This window comes from Streptomyces inusitatus (assembly GCF_014651115.1).
Classification (GTDB): Bacteria; Actinomycetota; Actinomycetes; order Streptomycetales; family Streptomycetaceae; genus Streptomyces; species Streptomyces amakusaensis.
Genome location: NZ_BMWG01000010.1, coordinates 150,297 through 166,070, shown reverse-complemented (window position 1 = coordinate 166,070; position 15,774 = coordinate 150,297). Strand labels below are relative to the sequence as shown.

The window sequence follows — 15,774 nt, the reverse complement described above, 5'->3', positions numbered from 1 at the left end:
CGGACCTCACCCTTCCTTGTGCTTCAGGATCTCGGCGAGGCTCGGCGCCTCCCGGTCCCGCCGGGACATCGACACGGCCGCCAGCGGCCAGGGAATGGCCAGCTCCGGGTCGTCGAAGGCGATCGTCACATCCTCGGCCGGATCGTGCGGGCGGTCGATCCGGTACGAGGTGTCGGCGGTCTCGGTCAGCGCCTGGAAGCCGTGCGCGCACCCCGCCGGGATGTACACGGTCCACTGCGTCTCGTCGGACAGTTCGAAGAAGGCCCGGCTCCGGTACGTCGGCGAGTCGGCGCGCAGGTCCACGACGACGTCGAAGATCCTCCCGTACGAGCAGCGCACCAGCTTGGCCTCACCCGCTCCGGAGCGCAGATGCAGACCGCGCAGCACCCCCCGGGCCGAGCGGGACACGCTGTCCTGGACGAAGGCGTCCGGGTCGAGGCCCACCGAGCGGACCACGTCGGCGTCGAAGGTGCGGCAGAAGAAGCCGCGCTCGTCGGCGTACGGGGTCGGCTCGAACAGATACGCGCCGGCGATCTCGGGGACTTCGGTGACCTTCATGGAGCCTCTCGCGGAGTGTGGGTGCGGGCGTTCGCCGGGAACACGGCGGCGGTCAGGGCGGTGAACTGGCGCTCCAGCTCCCGGGCGGCGATCAGATTCCGTTCGACGAGGGTCCGCCGCAGCTCCGCCGCGCTCTTCTCCAGCGCCCGGAACTGCTCAAGCAGCCGGTCGGCGTCGACCTCGCGAGCCGGGTGGCGGTACTCGTCCAGCCCCATCCGGGCCATGAGGGCGTCGCTCTTCGCCGCGTAGCTGAGGGCGAGCGTCGGCGTGCCGGACTTCAGCGCGCAGACCAGATTGTGGTAGCGGGTCGCCACCACGGCGTCGGCCGCCGCCATCTCCTTCATCAGGTCGGCCAGCGAGGCCGTTTCGGCGGCGGTGACCAGCGGTGAGTCCACCGCGCCGAGGATCGCGTCGACCACCGTCGCGTCGGCCTCGTCGCCGATGAGCAGCCGGACCGGTCTGCCGTCCTCGGCCAGCGCGCGGACGAAGCGGGTCGTCCCGTCGAGATAGCGCCGGTGGATCTCCCCGGCCCGGGCGCGGTCGTCGTCGCCGCCGTGGAAGTCCATGACGCCGACGCAGACCGGGCCCGGCGCGTCCGGAGCGTCCGACGGGCCCGGGGAGCCCGGGGGAGTGCCTGCCCGGGGGGTCGGCAGGGCGAACGCGAGATCCGGGTGGACCTCGTCCCGCGCGGTGTCCACCCCCATCGCCCGCATCGCCTCGCGGGACAGCTCGTCCCGGTACGACCGGTACGCGGCCAGCCGTGCCGACCAGCGCACCAGGGCCCGGGTGGGCCGGCTGCCGATCGCGGCGGCCCCGACGCCGACCAGCGCGACCCGGGTGCCGAACAGCCGGCCGCTCGCGCAGAGCAGGAACAGCGAGTACGGGAAGCCCCACGGCCGCAGCGGCAGCGTGGCCTCCAGGACGCCCATGCCCGGCACGATCACCACCTCGTGCCCGCGCACCCAGGCGGCGGTGCGGAAGACGTCGACGAGTTTGCCCAGCCCCTTCCCGGCGATCGCGCCCGCACGCGACGCGGTCCGGTACTCCCCCCGGTACCAGTGCAGCCGCGTCGCCGGAATCCGGTACCGGGCCGCGACGACCTCGGGCCCGCCGCACAGCGCGTCCACCACCGCCTCGGGGTGCTCGGCGCGCAGATACCCGAGCACGGCCTCCAGCGAACCGTCGTTGCCGAGGTTGCCGGAGCCGAGCAGGCCGAACACCCCGACGCGCACAGGCGTCACACCTGCCTCCCCGTACGGTTCTCACGGCCCGCGACGAGGTCGTCGACGGAGACCGTGAGCAGCCGCGGATCCACCGGGGCGCGGTCCTCGACCCGCTCGCCCGCCCCCGGCCTGGCCCGGCTGGCCGCCCAGGCGGCCAGATGGCGGTAGCACGCGCGCCGGTCCGCCGGGGACAGCGGCGCCCGCCGGATCGCCGAGACGAAACCCCAGACGTACTCGGCGAGCAGCCGGGGCGTCGGGTGCAGCGGCCCCGCCCGGCGCGGATCGAGATTGACGCACCGGGAGCGCTTGCCCGGGTTCGCCCGCTCGGCGCGGGTGGGGTGGTCGCGGCGGAAGTACAGCAGCTCCGGCACCTGGTGGAAGGGCCCGTGCAGACCGATTTCGGCGACGAACGTCCGGTCCGCGTGGTGGTAGCTGTCGTGCGGCTTCACCCGGCGCAGCACATCGGCCCGCATCACCCCGTAGAAATCGTCGCCGCCGGGCTCGAACAGCATGCTGCGGAAGCGCTCCGGCGCGTACGGCGAGTCGGTGGCGAGTCCGTACTCGTACGGGACCTTCACCCGGCCCTCGCCGTCGATGACCGCCTGGCCGCTGTGGGCGAGGATCACCTCCGGCCGCTCGTCCAGCGCCTGAACACAGCGCCGCAACAGATCCCGGGCGTACAGGTCGTCGTGCGAGGCCCACTTGAACAGCTCGCCGCGGCACTCGGCGAACACCCGGTTGTGGTTCGGCGCGGCCCCGATGTTCCGGGGCAGCCGGAGGTACCGGACGCGTGAGTCCCGCGCGGCGTACCGGCGGCAGATGTCCTCGGTCCCGTCGGTCGAGGCGTTGTCGGAGACGACCAGCTCGAAATCCTCGTAGGTCTGGCCGAGCAGGGCGTCCAGCGCCTCGGCGAGATACTCCTCGCCGTTGTACACGGGCAGTCCGATGCTCAGCCGGGGAATGCGGCGAGACACAGTCATGACGTCCTCACTTCAGTGATCGATGCGCGTTGGTCCTCACGCGGGCCCGACCCCCCCTGCCCCCCCCACCCGGCCGAGCCGGCGACGGCGGCGGCGGCCCCGCCCCAGGCGGAGCCGACCGTGCCGGCGGCGCCCGCCCCGCCGAGTCCGCCGCCGACGTAGCAGGCGGAGGCGAAGAGCTGGCAGCGCAGACCGCGCCGGGCCGCGGCGAGCGCGCGCAGCCCGGCCGCCGCGCCGACGCCGAGGCCTGCGCCCGCGACGCCGAGCGTGGCCGGCACGATCAGCTCCGAGGCCGAGTGCCAGACGCCGCCGAGGACCAGTTCGCCGAACCGGTCGGGCACCAGCAGCAGCGCCGCGCCCCAGAGCAGCGCGGCGACGGCCTGCCCGCCGCCGAGCAGGAGACAGAACAGCCGCAGCCGGTGCGGGGCCGCTCGCAGCACCCGTGCCGCCTCCGCGACGGTGACCAGCGACAGCCCCATCAGCACGGCGAGGAACGGGCCGAGCAGCAGCTCCGCCCCCCGGACCACGCCCACCGCGCTGACCCCGACGATCAGGCCGAGGCCGTAGGCCCGTAGCTGGGCCGCGCCGCTGACACCGACGTTCTCGACCAGATACCGGTAGCCGAGGTCGCGGTGGTCGCGGAGCCAGGCGCGCGCCCCGGCCGGCCGGGGCCGGATGCCCGACTGGAGGCAGCCGTACCCCGCCGCGACCGCCGCGGCCGTGCCCCAGGCGAACACGAAGGCGACCACGCTGCCCACCCGGGCGGCCACCAGCAGCGCCGGAATGAGCGCGATGCCCCCCAGAAGGTCGTTGACGAAGGCCTTCCGCCCGGTGCCCGCGGCGAAGAACGAGAACCGCCAGGCGTCCTGGAGCAGCAGCCCCGGCAGTACGACGCCGAGCGCGGCGAACGCGGGCCCCGCGCCGCCGCCGAGACTCACCCCGGCCACCAGGCACACCGCGCCCGCGGCGGCGCCGACGCCGAGCGCGGTGCCCGTCGACCGGGCCGCCGCGGCGCGCCAGGAGGCGACCGGCACCCCGCTGAAGCGCACCATCAGCGGGTCGGTGGACACCCCCCGGGAGACGCTGAGGACCACGCCGTAGGTCACCCAGGCCAGGCTGAACAGGCCGAACGCGGCCAGCCCCAGCGAGCGGGCCACATAGACGCCCACCGCGAAGTTGGTCATGCTGCAGACCGCCTGATCGGCCAGTCCCCAGGACATCCGGCCGGCCAGGGCCCGCTTGGCGCTCGGCCGGGTCCGCCCGGCCGGGGCCTTCGTCCTCTCCCTCCCGGTGGGCATCGGTGTCATGCCTTGATCAGCCCGGCCGTGTCCAGGGCCCCGGCCGCGGCGGCGACGGTGTCGAACGGCAGCCCGGACCGCTCGGCGACGTCCAGCAGACCGTGTTCCCCGTCGGAGAGGCTGAGCACCCAGAGCATGGCCAGCTGCGCCTGTTTCGCGTCGCTGCGGCCGCCGAGCGAGTCGTACAGACCGCGCCGTCCCAGCTGCGGTTCGCCGTAGGGGCTCAGATTCAGATACCGCCGGTTGCGGTCGAGTACGCCGAACGCCTCGCGGCAGACGGCGAGGGTGTCCGCCATCGCCCGGGGGGAGACGAAGTCCGGGTTGTCCGCAGAGGTGTGGTACTCGGGGTACCCGGCGTACGGGGTCCGGCTGAGCGAGCCCACGCCGAGATCGAACCCGGGCGAGCAGAACTGCCGCTCGTCATAGCCGTACGGAGTGAACTCATTGACGCTGTGCGGGCGTTCGGAGGCGGCCAGCACATACCGCATCACCCGGTCGATCTCCGCGTCGCCGCGTCTGCTCTGCTTGTACGTCAGCCGCCCCGGGTCCCCGGCGCAGGCCAGCACCAGCCCGTGCTTGACCTTCTCCACCCGCTCCGCGTTACGGGCCAGCCAGGTGATCGCGCCGATGGTGCCGGGCGCGAAGATGAACCGGTAGGTGTAGTACGGGGTTTCCTCCGCCAGCGCCCTGGCCAGGAACGCCGCCACCGCGATGCCGGCCAGATTGTCGTTGGCGAGCGACGGGTGGCAGACATGGCAGGAGACGATCACCTCGTCGGAGACCTGCCCGGGGACGACGTGCTCGGCGTAGGTGAGATGGCCGTCCGCGAGCGTGGAGTCGACGCGCACCTCGTAATCGCCCTCCGGCAGCGCGTCCAGGGTCTCCTGGGACAGACAGAACCCCCATTCCGGCCGGTAGTAGCTGGTGCGGTACGGCACCCAGGCAGGGTGCTCCGGCAGGGTGTGCAGATGCCTGCGCAGCTCGGACAGCGGCATGGTCGCCGACACCGGCACGCTGTAGCCGAGCACATGCAGACTGGACGCGGCGAAGTCGACGACCCGCTTCCCGGTGGCGTCGGCGATGTACGCGTCCCGGATGTTCCACTCCTCGGGCACCGTCCAGTCGAGCACCGGCGTCCCGGTCGGCACCTCGTGCACCTGGAGCGGAATGTACTCGCCGACGATTCTCAGGGTGGCGCGCACCCCGTCGCCCGTGATGCTCCGGCAGAGCGGGTACAGCCGCTCCACCAGCGCGTGCATCTCTTCGCCGACCCCGGTCACCGGCGCCACCGCAGGGTCTCGTCGACGGCGCCGGACTCGGACGCCGCACGCAGCACGGCGAGGCGGGTGAAGCGCCGCTCGAAGTCCTCCGAGGTCAGCCCGTGTTCCCGGTAGGCGTCGGCGAGTTCGAGCGCGCCCCGCTTCACCGTCCACTCGCAGTCGAAGCCGGGGATCGCGGCCCGGAAGCGGGCGAAGTCCACCCGGTACGACCGGGGGTCCGCGCCGTTCTCCCCGGTGATCACCACCTTCGCGCCGGACACCGCCTCGGCGACCTGCTCGGCGATCTCGGCGACCGTGACGTTGTTGATCTCGCTGCCGATGTTGAACGCCCGGTCGTGCACCGCCTCCCTCGGCGCGGTCAGCGCGGCAGTGAAGGCCCGCGCTATGTCGGCGGCGTGCACCAGCGGCCGCCAGGGGGTGCCGTCGGAGAGCACCAGCACCTCGCCGGTCAGCAGCGCGTGGCCCACCAGGTTGTTCAGCACGATGTCGGCGCGCAGCCGGGGCGAGTGGCCGAAGGCGGTGGCGTTGCGCAGGAACACCGGGGTGAAGTCGCCGTCGGCGAGCGCGTGCAGATCGTCCTCCACCCGCACCTTGGACTCCGCGTACGGGGTCACCGGGCGCAGCGGGGCGTCCTCGGTCACCAGCCCGTCGCCGCCGGAGGCGCCGTAGACCGAGCAGGTCGACGCGTACAGGAAGCGCCGCACCCCGGCGTCGCGGGCCAGCCGGGCCAGCCGCACGGAAGCGTGGTGGTTGATGTCGTAGGTGAGGTCCGGCGCCAGCGCTCCGAGCGGGTCGTTGGAGAGCGCCGCCAGATGGATCACGGCGTCGACCCCGGCCAGGTGTCCGGCCGTGATGTCGCGCAGATCCACCCGGTGCCCGGGCGGGTCCTCGGGCGGCGGGCCCAGCACACAGTCGGCGAACAGGCCGGAGTCCAGCCCGACGACCTCGTGTCCGGCGGCCGTGAGCACCGGGGCCATCACGGTGCCCAGATAGCCCTGATGTCCGGTCAGCAGCACGCGCAAGGTTCATTCCCCCAGATCGAGAGTGAGTTTGGTGACGGCGAACGCCTCGGCGTAGCGCGTGTGGCATTCGATGCCGCGGATCCGCGCGAGGCCGAGGAAGGCTTCCCGGTCGTACCAGGGCCGGTGGTGTTGCGAGGGGTAGTGCTCCTGGAGCAGCCGCGCCTTCTCCTCGGCGGCCTCCGGCGACAGCGGCTGGTACGCCGCCGGACGGCCGAGATCGCCGTCCCACTTGACGATCTCGTAGCCGAGTACGAGGTGGTCGCGGAACGCGGTGGACATCAGCTTCGCCAGCCCGCGGTGGTCCTGGTGCGCGTCATCGGTGCGCGGGGCCAGCACGAGATCCGGCTCGGTCCGCGCGCGCAGCTCCTCGACCGCGGTTTTGGCCTCCTCCCACCGGGCCGGCAGCCGGCCGTCCGGCAGCTTGAGCACGGTCAGCCGCAGATCGGCGCCCGGGCAGAAGGCGGCGAGCGCGGCCCGCTCCTCCTCCTCCCGCTCGCCGCCGCCGCCGGAGAGCACCAGCGCGTCGACGCGGACGCCCGGCCGGGCGAGGCACATCGTCAGCAGTGTGCCGCCGGCCCCGATGGCGATGTCGTCGCAGTGCGCGCCCACCGCGACGATCCGCTCCAGCCGTCCGGCCCCGAGCCGGATCACGCGGTCCTCACGGCGCTGCCCGCCCTCGCGCCGTCCCGCTCCCACACGGCCCACGGGCGGTCGCCCCGGGCGTAGGCGGCGTCCAGCGCGGCCCGCTCCTTCACGGTGTCGGTCGGCTTCCAGAAGCCGCGGTGCTGGTGCGCCACCAGCCGTCCGCGCTTGGCCAGCTCGGCGCAGCCGTCGGCGACCAGGTCCCCGTTCTCCGGGATGTGGTCGAAGACCTCCTGACGGAGGACGAAGTAGCCGCCGTTCTCCCACAGCGGCAGTTCGCTCACCGGGGTGATGCCTCCCACCAGGCCGTCCTCGCCCAGGTCCACACAGTGGAACGAGGACTGCGGCGGCACCACCAGCATCGACGCGCCGGCGTCGCGCCGGGCGAACCGGTCGATCATCTCCGGCAGCGGGGCGTCGGTGAGCACATCGGCGTAGTTGGCGAGGAACATCTCGTCGCCGTCCAGATGGTGCCGCACCCGGCGCAGCCGCTCCCCGATCGGCGACTCGATACCGGTCTGCACAAAGGTGATCGTCCAGTCGGCGATGTCGGTGGACAGCAGCTCGGTCCGCCCGTTGGACAGCACGAAGTCGTTGGACGTCGTCTCCTCGTAGTGGAGGAAGTAGTCCTTGATGTGATGGGCCCCGTAGCCCAGGCACAGGATGAACTCCGTGTGCCCGAAGTGCGCGTAGTAGCGCATGACATGCCAGATCAGCGGCCGCGAGCCGACCATCGCCATCGGCTTGGGTATGTCGTCGGCCGCTCCGCTGCGCATGCGCAGCCCGTAACCGCCGCAGAAAAGGACGACCTTCATGCTGTGACCTCTTTCACGCTGTGCCCTCGACAATGCTCAGTTCCGGGATGGGGAAGACCAGCCGGCCGCCCCAGGCGTGCACGAACGACAGCTGCTCGACCAGCTCGGCCCGCAGATTCCAGGGGAGGACGAGCACATAGTCCGGCCGGTCGGCGGCTATCCGCTCGGGCGGCAGGATCGGCACCCGGGTCCCCGGGGTGAACCTGCCGTGCTTGTACGGGTTGCGGTCGACGGTGTACGGGAGCAGATCGGGCCGGATGCCGCAGTGGTTGAGCAGGGTGTTGCCCTTGCCCGGGGCGCCGTAGCCGACGACCGTCTCGCCGCGCTCGGCCGCCTCGACGAGGAACCGCAGCAGGTCCCGGCGCACCTTGGCCACCCGGGCCGAGAACTCGGTGTACCCGGACAGCTCCTGGAGCCCGGCCGCCTTCTCCCGGTCCAGCACCTCGGCCACTCGCGCGCTCGGCTCGCCGGCCGCCTCGGCCGGCCGGGCCCACAGCCGGACGGAACCGCCGTGCGTGGGCAGCAGCTCGACGTCCACGAGGGTGAGCCCGCCGCTCGCCAGTGCCCGGGCCGCGGAGGCGACCGTGTAGTACTGGAAGTGCTCGTGGTAGATCGTGTCGTACTGGTTCTCCTCGATCAGCGTCAGCAGATGCTGCACCTCGATGGAGACCCAGCCGTCGTCGGCGACCAGGGCGCGCAGCCCCCGGGTGAACCCGACCACGTCGGGGATGTGCGCGTACACATTATTGGCCACGACCAGGTCCGCCGGGCCGTGCCCGGCGCGGACGGCCGTGCCGGTGGCCGGGTCCAGGAACTCGGTGAGCGTGGGCACACCCGCCTCCCGCGCCGCCGCGCCGACGTTCACCGACGGCTCGATGCCGAGGCAGCGGATCCCCCGGTCCACCAGATGCCTCAGCAGATACCCGTCGTTGCTCGCGACCTCGACCACGAAGGCGTCGGGGCCGAGCTCCAGCCGCCGCACGGCGTCCGTGACGAAGACGCGCGCGTGCTCCACCCAGGAGGTCGAGTACGAGGAGAAGTACGCGTACTGCGTGAACGTCTCCTCCGGGGTGATCAGCGGAGGGAGCTGCGCGAGCCAGCACTCGGTGCAGACCCGCAGATGCAGCGGGTACGTCGGCTCCGGTCCGTCCAGTTGGTCCGCGGCGAGGAAACTCTCGCACGGCGGGGTCGCTCCAAGATCGACGACGCTTGCCATCGCCGTCGAGCCGCAGAGCCGGCATCCTGTCATCTACTGCCCCCATCCCTGCCCGCGCGGGTGTCCCGCCGCGAGCCAGTGTTCTTGTCCCCGATCGGCGGCGGGCCGTCCCCGCCGCCGGACCGACCCGCGATCGCGGTGCGGTACTCCTCCACCAGACGCTCCAGCCCGACGGCCGGGCTGAAACCCCGCTCGTAACGGTCCCGGGCCGCCCGGCCCATCTCCCGGTTGCGGACCGGATCCGCCGTGATCCGGCGCAGACAGGACGCGAGCGAGGCGGGATCCCCCGGCCGGTGCAACAGCCCGGTCACCCCCTCCTCGACGAGTTCGACGAATCCGCCGTGACCGGCGGCGACGGCCGGGACCCCCGCCGCCATCGCCTCCGCGACCACCAGCCCGAAGGTCTCCAGGGCCATCGAGGGAGCCACCACGGCGACCGCCCGCGCGAGCGCCTCCCGGCACTGCGCGGGGGTGTACAGCCCGGCGTACCGCACATCGTCCCGGCCCGCCGCCCAGGCGGTCACCTCCCGCTCCAGCGGCCCCGCCCCGGCGATCACCAGCGGCACGCCCACACCGCCCATCGCGGCGATCGAGTCCCACGCGGCCATGAGCGGCCGTACGCCCTTGGCCTCCGCGAGCCGGCCGAGAAAGAGCAGATGCTCACCGGCGTCCGCCCGGCGCGTGCCCGGATCGGGCACGAAGTTGTGCTTCACCGCCAGCCGCTCCGGCGGCATCCCGGACCGCACCAGGATGTCCCGCTGTGCCGCGGAGATGCAGAAGAACCGCTCCACGCCGGACTGCCAACGCCGCCGGTTGACGAGCAGACCGACCGCCAGAGGCACCGTCGCCAGCCGGGAGTTCCGGTAGCAGCCGTGCCGGACGGCGGGCAGCGAGGCCGCCGTCCCGACGCACTCGGTGCACTGCCGGCCGTCCCGGTGCAGTGTGCCGGGCGGGCAGACCTGGGTGTAGTTGTGCAGCGTGGCGACGGCGGGCACCCCGGCGTCGGCGCAGGCGGCCAGCACCGCGGGCGACAGCAGCGGGAAGACATTGTGGATGTGCACCACATCCGGCCGTTCGGCCCGGAGCCGGGCCGCCAGCTCCGTGCGGACCGCCGGGTTCCATGGCACCAGGAGCGGCACCGCGACCTTCCCCGGCAGGGACCGGGCGGCGATGTCGTCGCTGCGCCGTTCGAAGATCCCGACCCGGTGGCCGCCCGCGCGCAGCAGCTCCACCTCCTGGTCGACGACCATGTTCTCCCCGCTCGGCTGTGCCGAGGAGTAGCGGTTGTGCACCACGAGGACGTGCATGCCGGGGGTCACCTCCCGTCCCGCGACCATCGCGGGACCTGTCGTCGAGGGGTTTCGGGCGCCGGGAGGGACACGGCGGGGGCGGGCGCCGCCAGCAGCGAGGCGGCCAGCGCCAGATGCAGCAGATACGGCGAGGCGTCGCCCAGTCCGGCCTCGGTGTACGAGGAGATCGCGCAGTAGCTGATCAGGAAGATCGCGCAGGCTCTCGGCAGCGACGGCGGCCGCAGCAGCGCGACGCCGCCCAGCACGAGGACCATCGCCGCGACGAGGGCGAGGCCCACCAGCCCCTGTTCGAGATAGACGGCCAGCCAGCTGTTGTCGATCGGCAGCCCGCCGAACGACTTGTCGCCCAGGCCCACCCCGAACAGCATCTCCGCGGTCGTCCGCTCCTCGGCCAGCAGGGCGTCCCAGACCTTGGCCCGGCCGGTGAGATTGGAGAGGTTCTCCTGACTCTGTCCGCGCAGGAACCACGTCTGGAGCGCGGACATGAACGCGACCGCGGCCACCGTCGCGCACAGCACCCCCCAGACGAAGAACCGGCGGGCGGCGGCGCTGGTCAGCACGAGCGAGCCGATCGCCAGCGCGAGCCCGACGAGCATCCCCACCGTGGCCGTCCGGGTGTGGGTCAGCGCGAGCAGGACCAGCGACGGCACGATGATCACCGCCGCGCTCGTCCTGTCGGTCCGGCGGCCCAGGACGAGCAGCGCGGTGAGCCCGATGATCACCGCGGCGTACTGTCCGATCTGCGGCGGGGTGAGCGGCCACAACGCGCCCACCAGCCGCCCGCCGTAGTACTCGGGCATGGCCGTGCCCGGTGAGACGAGCAGCCCCGCGGCCGCCGTCCCGAGCACCGCGAAGTACAGCCGGACATGGTGCCGGACGAAGGTCATGCTCCCGTCCCACCAGCGGCTGAGCAGCCACAGGGTGCCGATGAAGAGAGCCAGCCGGGTGCAGCGGAACAGCGCGCCGAACCCGGACTCCAGGATCCCGCTGGAGATCACACTCGGCACCAGCAGCAGGGTGAGCAGGAGCACGAAGGCGCTCGGCCGGATGCGCAGCCGGAGATTGAGCGCGAGCGCCAGCGCGAACGCGGCGACCAGCGCGCCCATGGTGACCATCTGCATCAGGGAGCGGGGCAGCGGAACGACGGTCTTCGCCCCGGCCGAACCGAGGGTGTTGAGGATCAGCAGCCCCCAGACGGCCCCGACCGCCCTCGGGGTGCCCGCGGGGCGCGATTGCGGCCCGCCCGTCCCACGCTCGATGCCCATGCCCGCGCCTAACCCCGGAACCTGAGCACGGTGGTGAACTCCCCCGACAGTGCGGTGCCGTCGGCGAAGCCGGTGCCGATCAGCGCCGTGGCGGGCTCCTTGCGCCCGAAGCCGGGGGAGTACCAGCCGAGCGGCGGATCGCTCTCGCCGCGATGCGCCCGCCAGGACAGCTGCGCGGGCAGTTCGAGCACCGCGGAGCGGTCCTCGCCGTCCCGGGTCCAGGTGAGCCGCGCCCGGTTCCCCTCCAGCTCCGCGGCGATCGCCGGGCCGAGGTGGAAGGCGAGCCGCGCGGCCCGGCGCGGGCCGCCGCGCACCTCGTCGATCACGCGCAGCTCACGCGTCCCTGCGGTCAGCTCCACCCGGCGGCGGTGCACGGAGCCCCGGTAGCCGTCGTGCTCGGCGCACCAGCGGGCCACGCTCTTCCCGGAGGCGTCCGCGGCCAGGACGCGGCTGCGGGCGTGCCGGGTCCACAGGAACGGGCCGCCGGAGCCCGACTGGTCGGCGCCGTCCAGCTCCAGGGTGTTGTGGCCGAGGGTCGACCGGAAGTACCGCCGCCACTCGGGCTGCCCGTGGTAGCAGAAGGTCCCCGGGTCGGCGAGCACATCGACCCCGTCGTGCCGGACCTCCACGGACAGCGCGTCCGCGTGGGCGTGCGCGGCGATGGACAGGAAGCCGTGCGGGCCGCCGTCGCAGCGGCACCAGATCTCCCCCGGGCCGCGCAGGATGGTGAGCCCCGCGTCGGCGAAGTGCGCCGGGCGGCTCGCCGGGCGGGCCGCGGCCGGCGCCGAGGGCCGGATGAGCGCGGCCAGCAGCGGGGTGCGCACATCGGTGCCGGTCACCGCGGGCCACCAGGCGAGCCGGCCGAACACGGCGTCCCCGGTGGCCAGCAGCGAGCCCCAGCGGTCGGTGCCCGCGCCGTCCACCACCAGACCGTGCCCGTCGTCCGCGTCCCCCTGGCGCGGCGGCCGCAGCCGGCCGTCCACGACGGCCGCGAGCGCGTCGGTCATACGCAGCAGCACCAGCCGGACGGACGGCGGGACCGGCACATCGGCGGCGTCCGCCTCGGCGACCGCCGCCAGGCCGAGTTCCAGCACGAGCCCGTGGTACTCGGTGGCCAGCTCGCGGTTGAGACCGGAGCCGAAGGTGTTGCTCCGCAGATGCCGTTCCAGCGACCGCAGGCCGTCGGCGCGCCAGCGCGCCGAGGCGGGAAACCAGCCGAACGCGCAGGCCGCGGCGGTCTGCCCGGCGGCCTCGGCGATGATGTGGTTGTTCGCCGACGACCCCCGGCTGGGGAGGGCGGCCAGCCAGCGCTGATGGTGCCAGATCTGCCGCAGCGCCACCGGATTGGCCTCGAACAGCCCGGCCGCGCCCGGCCAGCCGTCGAGCAGCCGGCGGATCCACACCCAGGAGAGCAGCCGGATCCCCAGCTCGATGCCGCTGATCCAGTGCACCCCGCGCAGCGGCGGGTTGACCGCCCACCACGACCGCAGATGCTCGGCGACCCGCTCGGCGTACCGCTCGTCCCCGGTGACCGCGTAGGCGGCCGCGAGCACGGTGAGGTACTGATGCCGGGACGGCTCCCAGATCTGCTTGATGTCCCCGACCGCCTCCTCGTCCCGGTAGGGCACGTCGAAGGCGTAGCCGGACGGGGCCCGCCGTCCGGTCCTCGGGTCGTACCACCAGTCCGGGGCGGCCAGATCGTCGCGGCCGACCCCGAAGAACTCGGCGTGCCCGGCCATCAGCCGGTCCGCCTCACCGACGAGGCGCTTCACGGCGTCCTGCGGCACCGAGGCGATCGTCCCCGCGGGCAGTACCGAGGTGAACCGGGCGCCGGTCACGCGCGGGCTGTCGGGCACCGCCGACCGCCACCGCCGTCTGCGCACCGCGTCGCCCACCCGGCCGCCGACCTCCCGGGGTCCCATCCGGGACAGCCGCCGCACATACCAGCCCGCGCTCGTGGTCATCGCGCCCTCGCCAGCGTCACCGGCGCGCCGCCGGTCAGGGCGGTCCGTACGGCGAGGGTGGCCGCCGTGGTGGCGACCAGCGACTCCAGCGGCACCGGCATCGGCCCGCCGGTCCGCACGGCCCTGACGAACGCGGCCAGCTCGGCGGACTGGCCCTTGTCCCGGGCCCTGGGCAGCCGCGAGCTGACCCACCGGCCGCGTCCGGCCCCGCCGTCCGAATACACCGAGGCGCGGACGAAGTCGTCGAGCTTCAGCACCTTGCCGTCCGCGACGAGGTCCAGCGTCTCCTTGGGGAAGCCGGCCGCGCCGCTGGTGACATAGCCGATGGTGGCGGTGGACCCGTCCGGGTAGCGCAGCACGACCTGAAGGTCCTCGTCGCCGGAGGCGGCCACCGCGTACACCGAGACCGGGTCGGCGTCGAGCAGCCAGCTCACCGTGTCGATGAAGTGCCCGCCCTCACCGGCGAACCGCGAGCCCTCGGTGCCCTGCCGGAGATACCAGCTGCCGTGCCCGAGACGGCCCGCGTTGACCAGATAGCGCACGCTCGCGGGCCCGCTCCGGACCCCGAACCGCTTCCTGGCCTCCTGGAGCAGCGGCGCGAACCGGCGGTTGAAGCCCACCTGGAGCCGGTCGTTGCCGGACTCCTCCACCGCCGCGACCACATCGGCCAGCTCGTCCTGGTCGAGGGCGAGGGGCTTCTCCACGAACACCGCCTTGCCCGCGAGGAGCGCCTTGCGGGTCAGCTCGGCGTGCGAACTGTGCCGGGTCACCACGAACACCGCGTCGATCGACGGATCGCCGAGTACGGCGTCGAGATCGGTGGTCGCCCGGGCGAAGCCGAACTTCCGCCGCGCGTTCGCCGCGGAGAGCGCCGTCGTGGTGACGACCGTCGACAGCGTGACACCGTCGCGCTCCGCCAGGTGCGGCAGCAGCATCGACGTCGCGTAGTTCCCCGCGCCGACGAACGCCAGCCGCACCGGAGCCTTGGCGGACCGGGCCGGGACAGAGGCCTCGCCGCGTCGCACCGGGGGCACGGTCACCGCCGGGGCCGCCGCCTCCCCGTCCTCCTCCGGGCCGTCGGCGTACTGGAACAGCACCGCCACGGCCTTCAGCTCGCCGTCCTTCAGACTCTGATACGTCTTGACGGCGTCGTCGAAGCCGGCGATGTGCGAGATCAGCGGCTCCACATCGACCCGGCCCCGGGCGAGGAGATCGAGGAAACACGCCAGATTGCGGCGCTCGGTCCAGCGCACATAGCCGATCGGGTAGTCCCGCCCCTCGATCTCGTACTCCGGGTCATAGCGCCCCGGGCCGTACGAACGGGAGAACCGGACGTCGAGTTCCTTCTCGTAGTACGCGTTCCACGGCAGGTCCAGACGGCACTTGCCGATGTCGACGACCCGGCCCCGGTCCCGGCTCAGCCGGGCGGCCAGCTCCACGGGCTGGTTGCTGCCGCCGCCCGCGGCCAGATACACCTGGTCCACACCATGACCGTCGGTCAGCTCGGCGACGGCGGCCTCCACCTCGGAGGACGCCGGATCGCCGCAGGCCACGGCGCCCAGCCGCGCGGCGAGCGCACAGCGCTCCGGGTCGGGGTCGACCCCGACGACACGGACCCCCGAGGCGGTCAGCAGCTGCGCCACCAGCTGCCCGATCAGCCCGAGGCCGATGACCAGCGCCGTCTCGCCGAGCTGGGGCTCGCCCTGCCGCAAGCCCTGGAGGGCGATCGACCCGACCGTGCCGAAGGCCGCGTGCCGGGACGCGAGACCGTCCGGCACCGGGGCGTAGAGATTCTTCGGCACCCAGTTCAACTCGGCGTGCAGCGCGTGCTCATTGCCTGCGCAGGCCACGAGGTCGCCGGCCTTCACATCGTCGATCCCGTCGCCGACCTGCTCGACCACCCCGCACAGCGAGTAGCCCAGCGGGGTGTACGAGTCCAGCTTGCCCATCACCTTGCGGTAGGTGGCGGGCACCCCGTTGACTGCCACGCTCTGCATGACCTTGGCCACCTGGTCCGGCCGGGAGCGGGCCTTGCCCACCATCGACATCCCGGCCTCGGACACCTTCATCAGCTCGGTCCCGGTCGATATCAGCGAGTGGACGGTGCGGACCAGCACCCCGCCCGGCTTGCACCCCGGCACCGGTACGTCGAGCAGCGCCAGCTCGCCGCTCTTGTAGTTCTGCACAACCTGTTTCACCCG

At 73.1% G+C, this 15,774-nt stretch carries 13 protein-coding genes; all 13 read right to left on the bottom strand.

The window, feature by feature from the left end:
• Positions 1-6 precede the first annotated feature (6 nt).
• The 13 genes from rfbC to IE247_RS17745 are packed head-to-tail and all read right to left on the bottom strand — an operon-like array spanning position 7 to position 15,771.
• On the bottom strand, positions 7-558 hold the full coding sequence (rfbC, locus tag IE247_RS17805) for a dTDP-4-dehydrorhamnose 3,5-epimerase (protein ID WP_190124132.1): 552 nt from the start codon (positions 556-558) through the stop codon (positions 7-9).
• Positions 555-1,799 (bottom strand): polysaccharide pyruvyl transferase family protein, encoded by a 1,245-nt coding sequence (locus tag IE247_RS17800; protein WP_190124131.1) that lies wholly within the window; start codon positions 1,797-1,799, stop codon positions 555-557. Before IE247_RS17800 ends, rfbC begins: the two co-directional genes overlap by 4 nt.
• Positions 1,796-2,761: a glycosyltransferase family 2 protein gene (locus IE247_RS17795; protein WP_190124130.1), complete on the bottom strand. Its 966-nt coding sequence runs from the start codon at positions 2,759-2,761 to the stop codon at positions 1,796-1,798. Before IE247_RS17795 ends, IE247_RS17800 begins: the two co-directional genes overlap by 4 nt.
• Positions 2,758-4,068, bottom strand: a complete 1,311-nt coding sequence (locus IE247_RS17790) for an MATE family efflux transporter (RefSeq protein ID WP_190124129.1) — start codon at positions 4,066-4,068, stop codon at positions 2,758-2,760. The genes IE247_RS17795 and IE247_RS17790 overlap by 4 nt, the downstream gene beginning before the upstream one ends.
• A complete protein-coding gene (locus IE247_RS17785) occupies positions 4,065-5,348 on the bottom strand; it encodes a DUF4910 domain-containing protein (RefSeq protein WP_190124128.1) in 1,284 nt (427 codons plus the stop codon). Before IE247_RS17785 ends, IE247_RS17790 begins: the two co-directional genes overlap by 4 nt.
• Positions 5,336-6,361 carry an NAD-dependent epimerase/dehydratase family protein gene (locus tag IE247_RS17780; protein ID WP_190124127.1) on the bottom strand — a complete coding sequence of 342 codons (1,026 nt, stop codon included), beginning with the start codon at positions 6,359-6,361 and terminating at the stop codon, positions 5,336-5,338. The genes IE247_RS17785 and IE247_RS17780 overlap by 13 nt, the downstream gene beginning before the upstream one ends.
• A gap of 3 nt (positions 6,362-6,364) precedes the next feature.
• Positions 6,365-7,012: a PIG-L deacetylase family protein gene (locus IE247_RS17775; protein ID WP_190124126.1), complete on the bottom strand. Its 648-nt coding sequence runs from the start codon at positions 7,010-7,012 to the stop codon at positions 6,365-6,367.
• Complete coding sequence (locus IE247_RS17770) at positions 7,009-7,818, bottom strand: glycosyltransferase family protein (RefSeq protein WP_190124125.1); 810 nt, start codon at positions 7,816-7,818, stop codon at positions 7,009-7,011. The genes IE247_RS17775 and IE247_RS17770 overlap by 4 nt, the downstream gene beginning before the upstream one ends.
• A 13-nt stretch (positions 7,819-7,831) precedes the next feature.
• Positions 7,832-9,067, bottom strand: coding sequence for a class I SAM-dependent methyltransferase (locus IE247_RS17765; protein WP_190124124.1), 1,236 nt, complete (start codon positions 9,065-9,067; stop codon positions 7,832-7,834).
• Complete coding sequence (locus tag IE247_RS17760) at positions 9,064-10,341, bottom strand: glycosyltransferase (RefSeq protein WP_190124123.1); 1,278 nt, start codon at positions 10,339-10,341, stop codon at positions 9,064-9,066. Before IE247_RS17760 ends, IE247_RS17765 begins: the two co-directional genes overlap by 4 nt.
• Positions 10,342-10,349: 8 nt before the next feature.
• Positions 10,350-11,609 carry an O-antigen ligase family protein gene (locus IE247_RS17755; RefSeq protein ID WP_190124122.1) on the bottom strand — a complete coding sequence of 420 codons (1,260 nt, stop codon included), beginning with the start codon at positions 11,607-11,609 and terminating at the stop codon, positions 10,350-10,352.
• Positions 11,610-11,617: 8 nt separating this feature from the next.
• Positions 11,618-13,573 (bottom strand): alginate lyase family protein, encoded by a 1,956-nt coding sequence (locus IE247_RS17750; protein ID WP_190124121.1) that lies wholly within the window; start codon positions 13,571-13,573, stop codon positions 11,618-11,620.
• On the bottom strand, positions 13,570-15,771 hold the full coding sequence (locus IE247_RS17745; RefSeq protein WP_190124120.1) for a bi-domain-containing oxidoreductase: 2,202 nt from the start codon (positions 15,769-15,771) through the stop codon (positions 13,570-13,572). The genes IE247_RS17750 and IE247_RS17745 overlap by 4 nt, the downstream gene beginning before the upstream one ends.
• Positions 15,772-15,774: the final 3 nt, after the last annotated feature.